The following is an 18,233-nucleotide window of genomic DNA, read 5'->3' as shown; positions in this document are numbered from 1 at the left end:
AATAATACTATATTCTGGAAAGTACGGATAAAATTTGATATGATTAAGCAGCAACATCCCCCATGCTGAGACATACCGCATGACAGAGAAAAAAGCGGCGCCGGAAAAGAAGCACGCTCTGGACCAGCAGACATCGTCTTTTACCGACGCTGTTGAAGAGATTGCGCGGAAGCTGCAAAAGCCCTTGCAGCCCGATCTTGAAGACGACTTCATTCGCTATGCGCTCGACAGCGCTGCGATTGTCGCTCACACGGATGTGCGCGGCATCATCACCTATGTCAATCGCAAGTTCTGTGAGATCAGCGGCTATACGGCGCGCGAACTGATCGGCGCGAACCACCGCATCCTGCATTCGGGCGTCCACAGCAAGGACTTCTTTCGCGACATGTATCGCGAGATCGCCCATGGCAAAATCTGGCACGGCGAAATCTGCAATCGGCGCAAGGACGGCTCGCATTACTGGGTCGATACAACCATCGTCCCGCATTTGTCACCTGCTGGAAAGGTGGATAGCTACACGGCCATCCGCTTTGATATTTCCGACCGCAAGAAACTTGAAAGCGCCTTGCGGACCAGCAAGGAACATCTCGACCGGCTGGCCAATCTCGACCCGCTGACCGGACTACCGAACCGCCGTCGTTTTCAGGAATATCTGGAAATGCAGGTGCAGGACCACGAAAGGTCCAACGGCATATTCCATCTGGCGCTGCTCGATGTGGACTCCTTCAAGGAGGTCAATGACACGTTCGGGCATCACGCAGGCGATGTTCTGCTCCAGAATATCGGCAAGCGTCTGCGGTCCTTCGAGGACAGTCAGTTGTTCATGTCGCGCATGGGCGGCGACGAGTTCAGCCTCATTCTCGTCGGCGCGACGGACTGCGAAGCCGATGAGCTTTTCGAAGAAATTCTCGAAGCCATTCGTCAGCCCATGGTGATTGGCACGACTCCACGGCGCATATCGTCCAGCCTCGGCATTGCGCGCTTTCCGCGCGATGGCAAGGATGTCGGCAATCTGTTCAAGGCGGCAGATCTCGCGCTCTACAAAGCCAAGGCTCTGGGACGGGACCGCGTGGAAGTGTTCCAGCCGCAGCTGCGCGAAGTCGCCCGGCGCAAATCCGCGCTCTATGAAGAGATCGAGGGCGGGCTGGAACATGGCGAATTCGAACTGCATTATCAGCCGATCATTCCGCTGCTTTCCGGTCAGGCAATTTCGTTGGAAGCGCTGATGCGCTGGCGTCATCCCGAACGGGGATTGCTCACGCCTGCCTATTTCGGCGAAGGCTTTGAAGACCCGGCCATACGGGCGGCGCTCGGCATGTTCATGCTGGAGCGGATTTTTGCGGATGCTCAATCGCTGCGTCAGGCGGAAGCGCCCTTGCATCGCATTGCGATGAATCTGACCAATTCCGATTTCCGCTCGGATATCTTTCTCGACCGCTTCTTTGAATTATGCGCCGAAACCGGTATCGGACCGGAGAGCTTCAGCGCGGAGATGACGGAAGGCATGTTGCTCGGCCTTGCGCAAAAGCGCGTCGAACAGGGTCTCAAACGGCTTCACATGGCAGGCGTGGAAGTCGCCCTTGATGATTTTGGAACCGGCTTCGCCTCGCTCACGCATTTGCGCCGCCTGCCGATTGATCGCCTTAAGATCGACCGCAGCTTTGTGGCCAATATCGCGGCTTCACCGGAAGATCGGGCCATCGTGCGCGGCGTCATTCAGATCGCCCATAGTCTCGGCAAGACGGTGACCGCCGAAGGCGTCGAAACCATCGAACAGATCGACCTTTTGAGTGACATGAAATGCGATCATTTGCAGGGCTGGTATTTCAGCCCCGCCTGTGAGGTGCGCGAACTGCCAGAGGTTCTCGCCATGATGCCCAAACTGGATGCCGAAAAGCTGCATTAAATAGCCCGCACTTTCCAAGGAGATAGGCCGATGCGCACTGCGCACCGGAATTGTTGCCGTTTTGACATAGTGCGCTTCTTTTTGTCATCGAAGGCCCTTGACAACGTTTACCAGGGCGCGACTCGTGCTATTAATCTTGCATCTCGCCATTGGGGGCTTTGGCGGAGATTCACCGCCCTAGCGCGTTTATTCGCGGCTGGGGCGGTTTCGTTTTGGGGCGCGTTTTAACGCCTTGCAAAATACGCATATCTCGGTTGCAGGATCGGTTGTTGTAAGGCCCGGCTCACGGCTCTATTTTGCAGTTGTTCGGTTTTACTCCTCCTCCCAAAAACCGAACCTGAAGCGCGATACTCCTCCTCCCAATCGCGCTTTACCAATCCGCCCGCAGCAACTCTCCTCCTCCCAAATTGCTGCGGGCGTTTTGCTATCCAGATTTCCCTTAAAAAGATAAATCCTTGATGCGGACCTTTCAGCCCGCGATCTTTCCGCCTGTCATGGGCGCAGGTACGCCTGTTGTGCTTGGAAAACTGATCGGCAAGCCACGCAAGGCGCGCACGGCGAGAAACGCGAAGCACTCAGCCTCAACCGCATCGCCCCGCCAGCCCAAGGTCTCGACCGGCACAAGCTCGACGCCAGCACGCTCGACCAGCATACGCATCATCGTCGGGTTGTGACGCCCGCCACCGGAGACCGCCAGCCGGTTCGGGCGCTGTGGCAGAATATCGAGCGCCTTTGCCACCGCCGATGTGGTGAAAGCGGTGAGCGTTGCAGCCCCGTCTTCATCGCTGAGGCCATCAGCCATAGCAGCTGTAAAGTCAAAGCGGTCCAGCGATTTCGGAAAAGGCGCGGTCATATAAGGATGTTCAAGCAGTTTGGCGAGGCGCGCTTCGTCAACCTCGCCTTGCGCCGCCAGCGCGCCGTCGCGGTCCATCTCGCCCAAACCACGCGCTTTCATGAAATCATTGATCGGCGCATTGGCCGGGCCGGTATCGAAGGCGACCAGCGTGTCGCCGCCATCCCACCATGTAATATTGCCGACACCGCCGAGATTGAGAATCGCCGTATCGCCGCTGGCATCGGCACTGCGCAGCAAAGCCGCGTGATAGATTGCAGCCAGGGGCGCACCCTGTCCGCCTGCACGAATGTCGGCGGTGCGGAAATCATAGACAACCTTTGTGCCCAGCAACTCGCTCATCAGCGCACCGTCGCCAAGCTGGCGCGTATCGCCAAGCCGTCCCGGCTGTGGCGCACGATGCAACACGGTTTGGCCATGAAAACCGACAACGCCGATATCGGCCATAATCAGCCCGCTTTCTTCAACCAGCGCGCGCACGGCAGCCGATTGCGCTCGGGTCAGGGCATCTTCCGCCTCGGCAAAAATCGCCGGTTCCGGGCCTTCAAAATTCCAAACGCGGGCTTCGGCCTGCGCCTGCTGCAACAGTTCCAGAATACCGTCCGGATAAGGCTTCAGCGCATAGGTGCCGAATATATCGACCGTCTCGCCATCCGTTTTCAAAAGCGCGACGTCGATATTTCCATCGAGAACGGTGCCGGTCATCAGACCCACGGCCCAGATTGGCTGCATAGAATTCTCCAGACTCTCACATTACCGAGAGTCTGAGTATTAAAGGAGTTCGCCGTTCAATGGAAATGGTCAGGCGCTGACACGCATCCCCTTTTCCGGCTCGAAGACGTGGCTCGTTGCCGGATCAATGGCGATTGGCAGCACATCGCCTGGACGCACGGTCAAACGCTCACGGAACAGGCAGGTGATCGGCTGCGTGCCGAGCTTGCCCATGACCATGATTTCCGAACCGGTCGGCTCGACGATTTCCGCCGTAACCGGAACGCCGCCTTCTGCGATCTTCATATGCTCGGGGCGTACGCCATAGACGGCCTTGGCCGAAAGGCTGGAATAGTCACCTTGCGGCAGCGACAGGCGGAAACCGCCCTCAGCCACGAACGAACCTTCCTCGATCTTGCCATTGATGAAATTCATCGACGGCGAGCCGATGAAGCCCGCAACGAACATATTGGCCGGGCGATCATAAAGGTCGAGCGGCGCGCCGATCTGCTCGACCAGACCATCGCGCATCACCACAATCTTGTCGGCCATGGTCATGGCTTCGATCTGGTCGTGGGTCACATAGATGGTGGTGGTCTTCAGGCGCTGATGCAGGCCCTTGATCTCGCCGCGCATCTGCACGCGCAGCTTGGCATCAAGGTTGGAGAGCGGTTCGTCGAACAGGAACACCTGCGGATCGCGCACAATGGCGCGGCCCATGGCCACGCGCTGGCGCTGACCTCCGGAAAGCTGGCGCGGAAAGCGGTCGAGCAGCTTGTTGAGGCCGAGAATTTCGGCTGCACGCGCAACGCGGTTGTCGCGCTCTTCCTTGGGCGCGTTCTTGAGCATGAGCGCGAAGCCCATATTGTCGGCAACCGTCATATGCGGATAAAGCGCATAGTTCTGGAATACCATGGCGATGTCGCGTTCCTTGGCGCGCAGGTCGTTTACCACGCGCGGACCGATGGCGATTTCGCCGTCGCTGATTTCCTCAAGCCCTGCGATCATACGCAGAAGCGTGGACTTTCCACAGCCCGAAGGGCCGACGAGCACGACGAACTCGCCGTCCTCGATGCTGACTGACACGCCGTGCAGAACACCGACATTGCCATATTTCTTGACTGCATTACGGATGGATACAGATGCCATCTTGAACCTCAACTCTTATTTGACGGCGCCTGCGGTCAGACCTGCAACGATCTGGCGCTGTGCGAAGACGGTAAGCAACAGAACAGGCAGAGTGACCACAAGTGCTGCGGCAGCGAGCGGCCCCCAGCTCACCTGTTCGAAGGAAAGCATGTTATAGACAGCGACCGGCAGCGTGCGCGTTTCGCGGCTTGCGAGCACGATCCCGAACACGAAATTGTTCCAGGAGAAGATCACTGCAAGAATAAGCGACACCACGATGCCGGGCTTGGCAATGGGCAGCGCTACTTTGAGAAACACCTGCAACGAGGACGCGCCGTCGATTATCGCCGCCTCTTCCAGTTCCATCGGCGTCGTTTCGAAATAACCGATCATGATCCAGATCACGATTGGAACAGTGACGACCAGATGGATGATGATCTGCGGCCAGAGCGTGCCAAGCAGACTCAGTGTCTGGAACAGAAGGAACAGCGGGATCAGATAGGACAGACCCGGCGTCATGCGGGCGATCATGATGACAATCGCCGATTTATGCGCCTTGAGTCGCGCGATGCCGTAGCCCGCTGGAACCCCGACCAGAAGGGCGAGCAGTGTCGCCATGCCGGTCACCAGAAGGCTGTTCCAGAAATAGAGCAGAAAATCATTGGCTTCGAAAATCTGCGTATAGTTCGACCAGGCGAAACGTTCCGGGATCAGGATCGGCGGATAGGCACCGTTGTCGATTTCGTATTTGAGCGAAAGCGACAGCATCCAGATGAAAAAGAAAAGCGCCGGCGAAACGATAACGAAAACAAGAAGCGCAGTGCCGAGCTTCGACAGAATTGACTTGCGTGCCATGAGCCGGTCCTCAAGCGTTCCATTTGGTCCGCTGGCGAAGCGCCAGCAGGATCATGGACATGGCGATGATCACGATGAAGAACACCACGGCAATCGCCGAAGCATATCCGATGTCGTAATACGAAAACGCCACGTTATAGAGATAGATGTTGATGGTTTCCGATGCCGTGCCCGGGCCGCCCTGCGTCATCGCATAGATGATGTCGAAGCTTTTCAGCGCATCGATCGAGCGGATGATGACGGCCACCATGATGAAAGGCAGGATCATCGGAAGCGTGATGTAGCGGAATTTCTGCCAGCCATTCGCGCCGTCGATTTCAGCGCTTTCAAACGGATCGCGCGGCATGGAGGCAAGGCCACCGAGCACGATCAGCATGACCAGCGGTGTCCATTGCCAGGTCTCGACCGCGACCAGCGACGGAATAACCGTGTTCTGATTGAAAATCCATTCCTGCGGACCGATCCCGACCAGCGACAGGAGATAATTCAGCACACCGAGCTGCGGGTGATACATCATCGTCCAGACCAGAGCGACGGCAACAGGTGTCGCCATCATCGGCATGACGAAGATACCGCGCAACAGGCCCCGCATCGGCAGCTTGCTGTCGAAGATCAGAGCGGCAATCGTGCCCAGCACCATGGGCGCCACCACGGACAGCACCGTATAGACCGCCGTGTGCCACATGGAATCCCAGAAGCGCGCATCGGCTGCCAGACGGATATAATTGTCGAAGCCGACGAAGCTGATGCCTCCGCCGAGCTGCCATTGATTGGCACTCATCCAGAGGGTGAACAGCCAAGGGAAGACGATCACCGCCCCGACGGTGATCAAGGCGGGAAGCACAAACGGCCAGTAACTCGGTTTCAGATGGCTTTTGCCAGACTTGCTACCGGTTCTGGTTGTGGAAGCCGCCTTTGTGGCGGCCTCCCCATTCATGCTCTTTGTTGCTCCTGTCGGGGCGGCAGATGTCATTTTCCTTCGCTCCGTGCGAGGACCGGACGGAATTCTTCCGTCGCGCGCTTCATTTCAGCTTCTGCTTCGGCACCATTCAGAAGATTGGTGAGGCCAACGCCCATGATGTCGCGGAATTCCGTGACCGGGACGATAACCGGCAGGCAGAGCTGGCTGATTGGTGCGGATTTCGACAGGGCTTCGACCCAGCCTTCCGGCATGGTCACGCCCTTGCGCACTTCCGCATCGTCGATGATCGACTTGCGGAACGGAACGCCCGAACCCGTCTGCAGCAGACGAGCGCCCATTTCTTTCGAAATGGCCCACTGGCAGTAGAGATAGGCGGCTTCCTTCTTGGTAGAAGCTTCGGTCACGCCGATGCCGTCGCCGGTGGTCGGTGCAGCCTGGGCCTTCGGTCCAGCCGGGATGACGCCATAGCCGACCTTGCCGACAACGCGCGACTTGTTCGGATCTTCGAGCGGCGGCGCAAAGCCGATACCGTCGAGCCACATGCCGACTTTGCCTTGCAGGAAGCTCGACTGGCATTCGGCCCAGTTGAAACCGGCAACACCGGGAGGTGCCGCTTTGGTCATCAGGCGCTGATAGAGCTTGGCGGCTTCGATGGCTTCTGCCGAATCCGTCTTCAGATTGCCGTCGGCATCGACCGAGCTCTGGCCATAGCCGAGCATCAGGCTCGTCCAGACCGGAACATTGGCGTTCTTCATGCCGCGGGCCACGAAGCCGTAGGTGTTCGAAGACGGATCGGTCAGCGCTTCCGCAGCCTTCACCAGTTCTTCGAAGGTCTTCGGATATTCGATACCCTTGGCTGCGAACAGGTCCTTGTTCCAGTAGATGATCCAGTAATCGACCGAGAACGGCAATGCGCCGAAGCGGCCATTGGCGTCCTTGGCGAAGGTCAGACCAGCGCTTGCGAAATCGTTTTCCGTCAGCGACGCATCGGTCAGCGTCGGGTCTTTCAGGAACGGGTTGAGATCGGCAAGCCAGCCGCCCTTTTCGAACTGGCGCTTCTGCACGTGATAGCTGATGTGAATGACGTCGAAGCTCGGGCGACCGGAGGTCAGTTCGATGACCGCCTTCTGACGCTGCTGCTGTTCCGGCATCTGTTCGGAATGAACCTTGATGCCCGTCAGCTCTTCGAATTCCTTCTGATGCTTCTGAAGGATTTCGCCGCGCGGGCTCTTGATGAGATTCACCTCAAGCGTGGTGCCCGCATATTTCTTCCAGTCAACCGTGGAAGCGGCGAAAGACGGGCTGATGCCTGTCACGCCGGATGCGGCGATGGCCGCTGAACCCGCCAGAAACTGGCGACGTGTCGGATGAAATAGTTTCATTCTGCTCCTCCCCTATGTTTCAAACCCGGCAACTCCTCTTGCTGGGCCTTTGTTTGATCTAGATGTGTAAAGCCAGCTTCCGCGCATTGTTGATATGAACGGCGATGGCATCCATGGCGATTTGCGGGTGGCGGGTTTCAATCGCCGTCAGGACCGCCAGATGTTCCTGCATGACCGGAATGACGCGCCCGGTGATCCGGAAACGCTCCTGATTGATCAGGCGCATCTTGATCGTATTCGTCTGGTAAGCGCGCCAGATGATTTCATTGTCGAGCGAAGCGACAATGGTGTCGTGCAGGCTCCAGTCGATATTCTGCGCCCGCTCCTCAAGCTCCGGCGTTTCGCCTTCGCTCATGGCGCGGTTCAGCGTGTCTTCATGCTCGGCCCGCAGCGAACGCAGCAATTCATCCGATGCCGACTGGCAGAAAATGGCAACCGACTCTTTCTCGATGAACAAGCGAAACTGGAAAGCCTCACGAATGAGATTGAGATCAATATGTGCGATCTGAAGTCCGCGCTGCGGCACGGTCTTGATCAGACCTTCCGCCTCAAGCCGGGGGATCAGTTCGCGGATTGCGCCAAGCGGCAGGCCGGTCATGGTCACGAGCTGGCGCTGCGAGACGAACTGGCCCGGATGGAAATCGCGCGCCAGCAAATGCTGGGTAAAGCTCTGATAGGCTTTGTCCCGCAACTTCACCGGCTCGTTCTGATCTTCCGCCAAGGCTTTGTCCTCCCCCAACCGCTTTGGTTATACTGCGGAAACGTCTCCCACATTTCCGCAGCATGTCTGCAACGCTTATGCCCGGCTCAGGCCGCCTTTGCCATATGCAATCCGGCAAATACACTGCCAATTGCATCGAAATCCGCATCGTTCAGCGCAACCAGCGGTGCACGGACACGGCGCCATTCCTGATCGCCGGTATGCCGCGCCACCAGCGCCTTCACCGCAGGCGTCACCGGATAGTTGAGAAGCTTGCGCACAGCATCGACCAGTTCGGCATCGTCCTGCCCGTCATTGATCATGCGCAGCAGGCGGTCCGGGAACAGATTGGCCATGCCGGAAATCGCGCCCTGCCCGCCGAGACGAACACCGGCGGCGAGATCGCGCTCGTCGCCGATCAGGATTGCAATGTCCTTATGCGCAGCCAGAAGCTTCTCGGTATAAGCCCAGTTGCCCGATGAATCCTTCACGCCAGAGATAATCGCGCCGAAAGCAACTCGCAGACGACCGACCAGATCGACCGAAAGTTCAACCGCCGTCACCGAAGGGATGTTGTAAAGGATGATATCGCGCGCATCCGAACCGAGACCCTTCAGCACGGCGGAGAACCAGTTGAAAAGGCCATCGTCGGAAAGGTTCTTGAAATAGGACGGCGGCGCCAGAAGAATGGCCTTGCAGCCGCGACGCAGCGCATCGCCCGACTGAAGCACCGCATCGGCAATGGAGTTCTCCATCACGCCGACAACGATATTGGCTGCTGGAAATCCCTGCGCGATGAATGCGTCGAGAAGCGCTGCGCGCTCCGCATCGCCAACCGAAGATCCTTCGCCGGTGGTGCCGAACAGCGTGACGCTGGAACAGCCGCTATCCAGACGCGCCTTGGCATGCGCCAGCGCACGCTTGACGTCGATCTTGCCATCCGCATCGAATGGCGTTGTGAGCGCTGCAGAAAGCCCGAAGCGCTTCTGCCCAGAATTGTTTTGGGGCCCAGAATCTGTTGGCAAAGCCGTCTCCTCCCAAGATTGAACTGTAAGTTGGCACATACTAACATGTTAGTAAATAGTCAATTCGAGTTCACTGTGCATTTATGTAAATTTTGGGGATTGGAGATTTAAACCGGAAACAGTCCGCTTTCCATAAATGCCTGCACTTCTGCCCGGCTTGGTGAACCGGAACGTCCGCCGAACCGTGCGCATTTGATGGCGGCGGCGGCATTGGCAAAGCGGATGATGTCATGCATCGCGCCGCCTTCGACCAAACCGAGCGCGAAGGCGCCATGGAAGACATCGCCCGCAGCGAGCGTGTCGACCGCCTTTACGGGAAACCCGGCGACATGCTGCACCGAATGCCCGGCCCGTTCAGTCCAGTAGCACCCCTGCGCGCCAGCGGTAACGGCTGTGAAAACATCATAGCGGCTGGCCAGTATCGCGACGCATTCGCTCAAATTCGCCGTTCCCGTCAGGCTGATGGCGGCGGGTTCTGACGCGACAATGTGCGTTGCAAGCGGCAACAGTCGTTCAAGGCGTTCGACCGGGGCCGTGTCTGCATCAAGAATGGCGGGTATACCGGCGCGACGCGCGGCCTTGAGGCCGGTTTCTGCGGCCCAAGCCCAACGGACATCGGCCATGACCGCTGCAAATGCACCTGTTTCGACAGGCGGCACGCTTGAAGCCGGGCTACCCAGTTGCGGATCATAGAACGGCACGATCACGCGCTCGCCGGACGGATCAACCAGAATCGACGAAAACGCGGTGCGCGCGCCTGGAAGCCTGCGAATATGAGAGCAGTCGATGCCTTCGGCCCGCAATTCAGCAATCACCCGCTCGCCGGTGGCGTCGTCGCCGGTCGATGCCCAAAGCGCCACATCGCCCCCAAGACGGGCGATGGCGGCTGCGGCACTCGATGCCATACCGGCTGCGATCTGCACCGCTTCTCTGGGCAGATATTTCCCGGCTTTTTCCGGCAATGCGTCAAGGCGGAGGATTGTGTCGAGCGTAAGGGCGCCCAGGCAGAGAATAGTGCGGCTCATAATATGCGATCCAGAACTTGCAAGAATCTGACAGCGTCCTCCCCGGATCGCGCCGCTCTCGCCATATCACGTTTTCGCCAGTTGCAAAGCGTCCGTCGCACCAAGCCAGAAGGCGCGCAGGCTGTTGCGCCAAACAGCAAAAGCCCTGCTATCCATTTGTTTCGACAAAGCTTCCGTCATAAAGCCATCATGCAAAATTGCTGAAATGGACCGGAAATTTTTTCTCGCTGAAAGCTCATGCTTGAGAAAGAAAGGCCAAAGAATTTCAATATTATGCGATGCGGTTTAATCTCGACAATGCATAAGATGCAAATTACGCTTTCGGCATGAATCAGTCGGTCCAGCGGCGTGCCGTATTCTTTATTGGCGGGTATGATCCGAAAACGCCAGACGCGTTTTTCAAGCGGCTGCGTAAGGAAATTGCTCGTTTCGACACGCTGTGGGGCTACCAGTCAGCGGTCTCTTCCGTGGATCAGGCACCCGATCACGAGATCGGGCTTGCAACCATCGAAACCCGTGCTGCGCACGAAGATTGGTCAACGACGACCGATTTCAATTTTCTCGCACTCGACAGCATCGTATTGGCAGATTTCGCCCGGCCCCTGCCTGTTCGGCTCGGCAAATATCTGCGCGCTTTTGCCGACTTCGTCTTTTCCGGCACGGCTTTCCAATTCTTTGCCAAAGCTTGGCGCTTCGGGCTTTATTTCCTCTATCCTTTCCTCGCAATCGTCCTGTTCGCGCTGTTGGGATATGCCGCCGTTCGTCTCACGGCGCATTGGCTTGGCGCACTTGGCTGGATCATCGGGCTTGCCGTGTTCTCGTTCGCATTGATGGTGCTGGGCAAACGCTGGTCCACCAATCATCTGATGGATCTCTGGTCCTTCTCGTTGAGCTTCTTTCGCGGCAGGCGACCGGATGCCGAAGCGCTGATGCAGCGTTTTGCGGAAAGCATTGTCCAGCGCGTCAGAGCGGGCAGATATGACGAGGTCATCCTGATCGGCCACAGCACCGGCGGCATGCTGATGCTGGATGTCGCCGCCCGTTGTCTGGCCATAGACCAAGCCTTTTCAACGCGCGCGCCGAAGGTTACCATTCTGACGCTTGGTTCCACGGCGCTCAAGGCGGGCTACCATCCGGCAGCCAAGAGATTTCGTGAAGACGTGCAAAGACTTACCGATGATGGTAAGCTTGAGTGGGTGGAAATCCAGTGCCTCACCGACGCTATCAACTTCTATAAAACCGACCCGGTGGCGGAAATGAAGCTCAAGCGTGCGGAGGGCAGAAGGTTTCCGTTCGTGCGTCAGGTGCGCATCAAGGATATGCTGCTGGCCGAGACTTACACGCGGGTGAGGCGCAATCTCTTTCGCGTGCATTATCAATATGTATTCGGCAATACGAAGCCCTATTGGTACGATTTCTTTCAGGTCTGCTGCGGCCCGATTTTCCTCGCAGACCGTGTGCGTGACCATATTGTGGGCGGCTCGTCGCCAGAAAAGGATATTTCCGAATGACGCCCACCTTGGCAATGATCGTTTGGGCCATTGGCCTCGTTGCGTGGGTGGTCATCCGGGTGCCGCACCAGCGGCGCGCCCGCAAGATCAAAGTTACGACCAATGCCAAGACACTGCCCGACCGGGCGGCGCTGGCTGCCGCGACCGTCGGCCTGTCGCTGATCCCGATTATCTATGTTGCAACGGGCTTTCCAGCATTTGCTGATTATACCTTTCAGCCGTGGCTCGGCTGGATCGGCCTTGTCGTGGAACTCGCCTTTCTATGGCTGTTTCATGCAAGTCATCGCCAACTCGGCAAGAACTGGTCGGTGTCGCTGGAAATCCGCAAGGAACACAAACTCGTGACGGATGGGCTCTATAAATATGTCCGCCATCCGATGTATTTATCGTTCTGGCTTTGGGCGATAGCGCAGTTTTGCCTGCTCCCCAACTGGTTCGCCGGACTGGCGGGCATTGTTGGTGTCGGCATTCTCTATTTTTACCGCGTAGGCCATGAAGAAGCGATGATGCGCAACGCATTCGGCGCTTCATATGACGAATATGCCAGGCGCACCGGACGTATTATTCCGAGACCTTGGCCATAACCCCGGTATTTTTACATGACGAACAAATCAGGCAATTCGGCGAAAAATTTCATCAGCCGCCGCTTTCTGCTGCTTTCTGGCCTTGTGCTGGCCGCGATGCCGGTCGCAGCACACGCCAAATCGGCGAAACCTGCCGGACAGGTGCCCGCTACGAATGACAAGACGGGAAACGCCGCCCAGCCGGGACGCCCCGACGTCTATCTCCTGCGCGGTTTCGCCAATATCTTTTCCGCCGGCATCGATGAAATCGGTGCAGAATTGCAGGCCGCAGGTGTAGATGCGCATGTCGATGGCAACGCCGCCTGGCGGCTCGTCGCCAACCGGATTATTGCCGACCGGCAGAAATATGGCCCGCAGCCGGTCATTCTCGTCGGCCATTCATTGGGTGCCAATGCCATTATTTCCATCGCCGAAGTCCTTGAGAAAAAAGGCATTCGCGTGGATTACATGGCCTCGTTTGCCGCCACGGCACCCGATCCCTTGCCAGGAAATATCCGCCGCGTTGTGAATTTCTATTTCTCGCAGCACGGTTGGGGGCTTCCGCTGGTACCCGGCCCCCGTTTCAAGGGGAAGCTGGACAACCGCGATTTCTCCGGCGTGAAGGAAGTCGGCCATTTCAACATCGAAAAACAACGCCCGCTGCAGGCGGAAGTCGTCCGCGATATTCTCCGTGTTCTTCAATAACGGCCAGCAACAACACGCGTTTCTGCTAATAATGGCATCACTCATTATCACGAAGTGAACAACTGCCGCTCTCAATCAATTTAATTGCCGGGCGGCACCGTTGTGTTAGCGTTCGGACAGCCGGTATTACGGCGTATCCCTTCGTTGACAGGAGCGTTGAGTGAAGCGTTGGGTTGTTTGGGGTGTCCCGATCCTATTGGTTGCCGGTGCCGGTTTTGTCGGCTGGCAACATACCACGAAACAGAACGGCACCAGTGCTCCAAACGCAGTTCAGACAGACAGTCGAAAAGGCGGTAGCCGCTCGGCCAGTGCCGAGCATGCCGTCAAGGTCGCGGTTGCAACCGCTGGATCGCTGCCGATCCAGCGCAGCACCATCGGCACGGTGGTTGCCGTCGCCTCCACCGCAGTCAACAGTCCCGAGCCCGGCAATGTGGCCATCCTCAAGGTCAAGGACGGGGCCATCGTCAGAAAGGGCGACCTGATCGCTCAACTTGATGACCGAGCCATCCGCGCCACCGTCGTGAAAGATCAGGCTTCCGTCGCCAAATCGCAGGCCACGCTGAACAATGCGCAAATCCTGCTGAAGCGGATGCAAGACCTTGTCAACAAGGGCGTCAGTACATCGCAGGCGGGCGATGATGCGCTGGCCGCTCTCAAAGTGGCTGAAGCCCAGTTGCAAGTCGATCAGGCACAGCTGGCGGCTGATCAGGTGACCCTCGACAACACCCGGATTATAGCGCCTTTCGACGGCCAGCTTGGCGCCGTGCTTGTATCCGCTGGCGCCTATCTTTCCGCCGGTTCGCCGGTCGCGACCATCACGCAGATGAAGCCGATTTACGCAGATTTTGCACTAGCGGAAACGGATATCGCGCTGATCCGCGAAACGCTCGCCACCGGCACACTAAAAGCCACAGCTTCCGCAGTATCGGCTGACGGCAGGGATATTTCGGAAAGCGGCCCGGTCAGTTTCCTTGACAACACAATCGACGAGGCCAGCGGCACCGTGCGTCTGCGCGCCACGCTGGACAATCAATCCGGCAATTTCTGGCCAGGCCAATCGCTGCGTGTACTGGTGGAAGCCGGACAGGCAGACAATCTGGTGCTTGTGCCCGGCGTTGCCGTGCAGCCGCAGGAAAGCGGTTCGATCAGCTATGTCGTGAAGACGGATAACAGCATCGAAGTGCGCCCGGTCACGGTTGCGCTTCGCGCCAATGGCATGGCCGGTCTCAGCGCTGGCCTGCAACCCGGTGAAAAGGTCGTGACCGAAGGTCAGGCCTCGCTTGCCAATGGCAGCAAGGTCAAACTGGCCAGCAACGACGCAGAGACAAAAGTCTCGTCCAACTGAATGAAGGCACCAGGGCGATGAACATTTCCGAAGTCTTCATTCGCCGCCCGGTTGCGACGATCCTCCTTGTCATCGGCGGATTGATCGGCGGCATCGCGGCTTATCTCCAGCTTCCAGTCGCGGCTCTACCCGAGGCGGATTTTCCGACCGTCAACGTGTCGGCACAGCTGGCAGGCGCGTCGCCGGATACCATGGCATCGTCTGTCGCAACCCCGCTTATCAAGCAATTCGAGACGATTGCGGGTATCGATACGATCAGCGCCACCTCGTCGCTCGGCAACACGTCGATCACGCTTCAGTTCAACCTGTCGCGCAATATCGACGCGGCAGCTGCCGACGTGCAGGCGGCGATTACCCGCGCCCAGCGTCAGTTGCCCGACAATCTGACCACGCCGCCAAGCTACCGTAAGGCCAATCCAGCCGATGCGCCGGTCATCATTCTGGCGCTCACCGGCGACGGCGCACGCCTGACGCAGATGGACGACATCGCGCAGAACATCATATCGCCAGCGCTTTCCACCATTTCAGGCGTTGCGCAGGCGCAGGTCTACGGCTCCAAAACCTATGCCGTGCGCGTCGAGGTCGATCCCGACAAACTCGACAGTCGCAGCCTGTCGCTGTCTGGCCTTGGCGATACCATCGCCGCCGCGAACAGCCAGACGCCAGTCGGCACATTGCAGAACGGGTCGCAGGCGCTGACTGTCAATGCCAAAACCCAGCGCACCAATGCTGAAGAGTTCAAAAGCCTGATCATCTCCGGCAGCGGCAATCGCATCGTCCGCCTCTCGGATGTAGCCAATGTTCTCGACAGCGTGGAAAACATCAATCAAGGCAGCTGGCTGGATGGCAAACAGTCGATTGCGCTTGCGGTACAACGCCAGCCGGGATCAAACACGGTTGCCGTTGTCGATGCGATCAAGGCCAAGCTGCCGGAGATCGAAGCCGCCCTGCCCGCGCAGATGCATATTTCTGTCGTCAACGACGTATCCCGGTCGATCCGCGATGCGGTGGCCGATGTTCAAAAGACGCTTGGCATTACGATTGTCCTAGTAGTGCTGGTGATCTTTCTGTTTCTCGGCCAGTTCTGGGCGACGATGATCCCCGGGCTTGCCGTGCCGCTTTCGCTGGTTGCGACATTTGCCGCCATGTATGCGTTCGGCTTTTCCATCGACAATATCTCGTTGCTTGCCCTCACACTGGCAGTCGGCCTTGTGGTGGACGATGCCATCGTGATGCTCGAAAACATCGTGCGCTATACCGAACAGGGGATGCAGCCTTTTGAGGCCGCCATCAAGGGCAGTCAGGAAGTGACCGGCACGATCATCTCCATGTCGTTGTCGCTTGTGGCGGTGTTTCTGCCCATTCTCCTGATGGGCGGCATCGTCGGGCGTGTGCTGAACGAATTCGGCATGGTGGTGACACTCGCCATTCTCTCCTCGGCGCTCGTGTCGCTGACCGTGACGCCGATGCTCGCCGCACGCCTGCCGCACAAGGAAATCAAACCGGGCCGGATCGCTCGCCTGTTCGATCAGGTGACAGAAAGCTATGGGCGCGCTGTCGGCTGGTGCCTCAGGCATCGGGCGCTGGTGCTGCTGGTGTTCGGCCTCAGTTTCCTTGGCTCGATCTGGTCGTTCACGACGCTGCCGCGCAGCTTCTTCCCGCAGGAAGATATTGGCCTTCTCACCATTTCCACGCAAGCGCGGCAGGATATTTCCTATCAGGCGATGCGCAACCTGCAACAGCAGGCGGCGGCGATCGTTTCCGAAAACCCCGCCGTCCAGCACGTTACGGCGTCACTCGGCAGCGGCCCCGGCGGCTCGACCTTCAACACCGGCTCGCTGCTGGTGCAGCTGAAAGCGCGTGACAGCCGCCCTCCGCTCGACCAGACTTTGAGCGCGTTGCGCAAATCGCTCGCCGCCCTTCCCGGTATCAGCGCCTATATAACGCCGGTGCAAAATCTCCGTTTCGGCGGACGCAGCACGCAGAGCCAGTATCAGATTGTGCTGCAATCGCTCGATGCCGACGAAGCCCGGTCCTGGTCGGTGAAACTGGCCGACGCCATGAAGGCCGAACCGCAAACCTTTGTCGATGTGGCGTCCGACCTGCAAAACAACGCGCTGCAAGCGAGTATCGAAATCGATCACGACAAGGCGGGAAGTCTTGGCATCAGCTCGCAGGCGATCCGCAGCACACTGGAAGCCGCCTATGGCACGCTGACAGTTTCGCAAATCCAGACCACCGGCAACAGCTATGATGTCATTCTGGAACTCGATCAGAACCGCCAGTGGGACGAAACGCAACTCGGCGCGCTGCGCGTTCCATCGTCATCGGGTACTCTGGTTCCGCTCGCCAGCTTTGCCACAATCAAGCGGACCAACGGGCCGGTGACCGTCAACCAGTCGGGACAGCTCGCATCGGTCACGCTGTCCTTCAACCTGCCCGCAGGTGTTTCGCTTGGCACCGCAATCGACCGCGTGACGGCACTGCGCAGTGAAATCGGCATGCCAGCCTCGGTATCGGCGCGGCCTTCGGGCGCGGCGCAGATTTTTGCCCAATCGACCGGCAATATGGGTCTGCTGATCCTCGCCGCCGTTGCTACGATCTATATCGTACTCGGCGTTCTCTACGAGAGTTTCGCGCATCCGCTGACCATTCTGTCCGGCCTGCCATCGGCCGCGTTCGGCGCGCTGATTACGTTACAGCTGTCCGGTTTCGACCTGTCGATAATAGCGCTGATCGGGCTTTTGATGCTGATCGGCATCGTCAAGAAGAACGCGATCATGATGGTCGATGTCGCGCTCTACCTGAAGCGTGATGAAAACCATGCGCCGGAAGAAGCAATCCATCAGGCAGCTATTCGCCGCTTCCGTCCCATCATGATGACGACATTCTGTGCGCTTCTCGCGGCTGTTCCCGTAGCACTTGGCGGCGGTCAAGGGTCTGAGCTGCGCCAGCCGCTTGGTGTGGCGGTGGTGGGCGGCCTTGTGCTCAGTCAGGTGCTGACACTGTTCATCACACCGGTGATTTTTGTGGAGATTGACCGTCTGGCAAGTGCACGCTGGTTCCTCAGACGGACAGCAGCACCGCATGAGGCATGACCGCCTAGACAAAAAGCCTCCCGCGCGGACAGCACGGGAGGCTTCGTTTTGATCGGCAGTCGCCTCACTTCGCCAGAACTGAAATGTCCTGCGAGGATTTGATTTCGTCGGCGGATGCACAAAACTCTGGCTTGCTGTCATCGCTGCCTTCGGCGAGAAACAGACCAAAACGCGCGCCGAAGGCCACAAGAACAGCTGCTTCGCGCAGATCGGCCTGCTCGTCGCTCAGCTTTTTGTCCGTATCTTTGATGACGTCTTCAATTTTCCTGCGGAATGCTTCATGATCGAGCTCATGCCCATCGCAGAGCCTGACGATGGCCGCCTGATAGGCGAGATTGTTCAGGCTGGCAAATTGCTTCGTTGACAGAAATTCGCCTTCGCCCTTGGCCAGAGCGTCCCAAGCGGCATGGAGCCGATTATTGGCAGCGTCTTCAGCCATAGCCACTTTTGGAAAGGCTGCCAGCAATGCCGCACCCAGTAAAAAATGATGAAATTTCATAATAT

Annotated in this window: 15 protein-coding genes; 6 read left to right on the top strand and 9 right to left on the bottom strand. The window is 58.1% G+C overall.

What is annotated here, in order from left to right; all coding sequences use genetic code 11:
- The first annotated feature begins 79 nt into the window (after nucleotides 1-79).
- Nucleotides 80-1,906, top strand: coding sequence for a bifunctional diguanylate cyclase/phosphodiesterase (locus tag HWD97_RS03030; protein WP_109367661.1), 1,827 nt, complete (start codon nucleotides 80-82; stop codon nucleotides 1,904-1,906).
- A gap of 469 nt (nucleotides 1,907-2,375) precedes the next feature.
- On the opposite strand, the gene HWD97_RS03025 is transcribed toward HWD97_RS03030, so the two are convergent.
- The 8 genes from HWD97_RS03025 to HWD97_RS02990 all read right to left on the bottom strand — a co-directional run bounded on the left by HWD97_RS03025 (nucleotide 2,376) and on the right by HWD97_RS02990 (nucleotide 10,507).
- The gene (locus HWD97_RS03025; protein ID WP_109367662.1) at nucleotides 2,376-3,491 is read right to left on the bottom strand and encodes an anhydro-N-acetylmuramic acid kinase; all 1,116 of its coding nucleotides are present in this window, start codon (nucleotides 3,489-3,491) and stop codon (nucleotides 2,376-2,378) included.
- Between the two features lie 69 nt (nucleotides 3,492-3,560).
- Complete coding sequence (locus tag HWD97_RS03020; RefSeq protein ID WP_121538752.1) at nucleotides 3,561-4,619, bottom strand: ABC transporter ATP-binding protein; 1,059 nt, start codon at nucleotides 4,617-4,619, stop codon at nucleotides 3,561-3,563.
- Between the two features lie 15 nt (nucleotides 4,620-4,634).
- Nucleotides 4,635-5,453, bottom strand: a complete 819-nt coding sequence (locus tag HWD97_RS03015; RefSeq protein WP_109367664.1) for a carbohydrate ABC transporter permease — start codon at nucleotides 5,451-5,453, stop codon at nucleotides 4,635-4,637.
- Between the two features lie 10 nt (nucleotides 5,454-5,463).
- Entirely contained in the window at nucleotides 5,464-6,426 is a 963-nt protein-coding gene (locus HWD97_RS03010) for a carbohydrate ABC transporter permease (RefSeq protein ID WP_109367665.1), read from the bottom strand.
- The gene (locus HWD97_RS03005) at nucleotides 6,423-7,757 is read right to left on the bottom strand and encodes an ABC transporter substrate-binding protein (protein WP_109367666.1); all 1,335 of its coding nucleotides are present in this window, start codon (nucleotides 7,755-7,757) and stop codon (nucleotides 6,423-6,425) included. The genes HWD97_RS03010 and HWD97_RS03005 overlap by 4 nt, the downstream gene beginning before the upstream one ends.
- A gap of 58 nt (nucleotides 7,758-7,815) precedes the next feature.
- Nucleotides 7,816-8,478, bottom strand: a complete 663-nt coding sequence (locus HWD97_RS03000; RefSeq protein ID WP_109367667.1) for a GntR family transcriptional regulator — start codon at nucleotides 8,476-8,478, stop codon at nucleotides 7,816-7,818.
- A gap of 86 nt (nucleotides 8,479-8,564) precedes the next feature.
- Nucleotides 8,565-9,521 (bottom strand): dihydrodipicolinate synthase family protein, encoded by a 957-nt coding sequence (locus HWD97_RS02995; protein WP_121538750.1) that lies wholly within the window; start codon nucleotides 9,519-9,521, stop codon nucleotides 8,565-8,567.
- 68 nt (nucleotides 9,522-9,589) lie between these two features.
- The gene (locus HWD97_RS02990) at nucleotides 9,590-10,507 is read right to left on the bottom strand and encodes a PfkB family carbohydrate kinase (protein ID WP_109367669.1); all 918 of its coding nucleotides are present in this window, start codon (nucleotides 10,505-10,507) and stop codon (nucleotides 9,590-9,592) included.
- Between the two features lie 326 nt (nucleotides 10,508-10,833).
- Here HWD97_RS02990 and HWD97_RS02985 point away from each other — a divergent pair, with 326 nt between their 5' ends.
- The 5 genes from HWD97_RS02985 (at nucleotide 10,834) to HWD97_RS02965 (ending at nucleotide 17,729) form a co-directional block, all read left to right on the top strand.
- Nucleotides 10,834-12,018, top strand: a complete 1,185-nt coding sequence (locus HWD97_RS02985) for an alpha/beta fold hydrolase (protein ID WP_109367670.1) — start codon at nucleotides 10,834-10,836, stop codon at nucleotides 12,016-12,018.
- Nucleotides 12,015-12,602 (top strand): protein-S-isoprenylcysteine O-methyltransferase, encoded by a 588-nt coding sequence (locus HWD97_RS02980; protein WP_109367671.1) that lies wholly within the window; start codon nucleotides 12,015-12,017, stop codon nucleotides 12,600-12,602. The genes HWD97_RS02985 and HWD97_RS02980 overlap by 4 nt, the downstream gene beginning before the upstream one ends.
- Before the next feature lie 51 nt (nucleotides 12,603-12,653).
- Nucleotides 12,654-13,286, top strand: coding sequence for a lipase (locus HWD97_RS02975; protein ID WP_121538805.1), 633 nt, complete (start codon nucleotides 12,654-12,656; stop codon nucleotides 13,284-13,286).
- A gap of 358 nt (nucleotides 13,287-13,644) precedes the next feature.
- Nucleotides 13,645-14,631, top strand: coding sequence for an efflux RND transporter periplasmic adaptor subunit (locus tag HWD97_RS02970; RefSeq protein WP_371834741.1), 987 nt, complete (start codon nucleotides 13,645-13,647; stop codon nucleotides 14,629-14,631).
- A 17-nt stretch (nucleotides 14,632-14,648) separates the two neighbouring features.
- Entirely contained in the window at nucleotides 14,649-17,729 is a 3,081-nt protein-coding gene (locus tag HWD97_RS02965) for an efflux RND transporter permease subunit (protein WP_371834691.1), read from the top strand.
- Between the two features lie 64 nt (nucleotides 17,730-17,793).
- Here HWD97_RS02965 and HWD97_RS02960 read toward each other — a convergent pair whose 3' ends face one another.
- Entirely contained in the window at nucleotides 17,794-18,228 is a 435-nt protein-coding gene (locus HWD97_RS02960; RefSeq protein WP_109367674.1) for a hypothetical protein, read from the bottom strand.
- Nucleotides 18,229-18,233: the final 5 nt, after the last annotated feature.

Source organism: Ochrobactrum sp. C6C9 (assembly GCF_022627935.1).
Taxonomy (GTDB): Bacteria; Pseudomonadota; Alphaproteobacteria; order Rhizobiales; family Rhizobiaceae; genus Brucella; species Brucella teleogrylli.
Note: the sequence above shows the minus strand (reverse complement) of the source record. Positions and strands in the feature narration are given on the sequence as shown.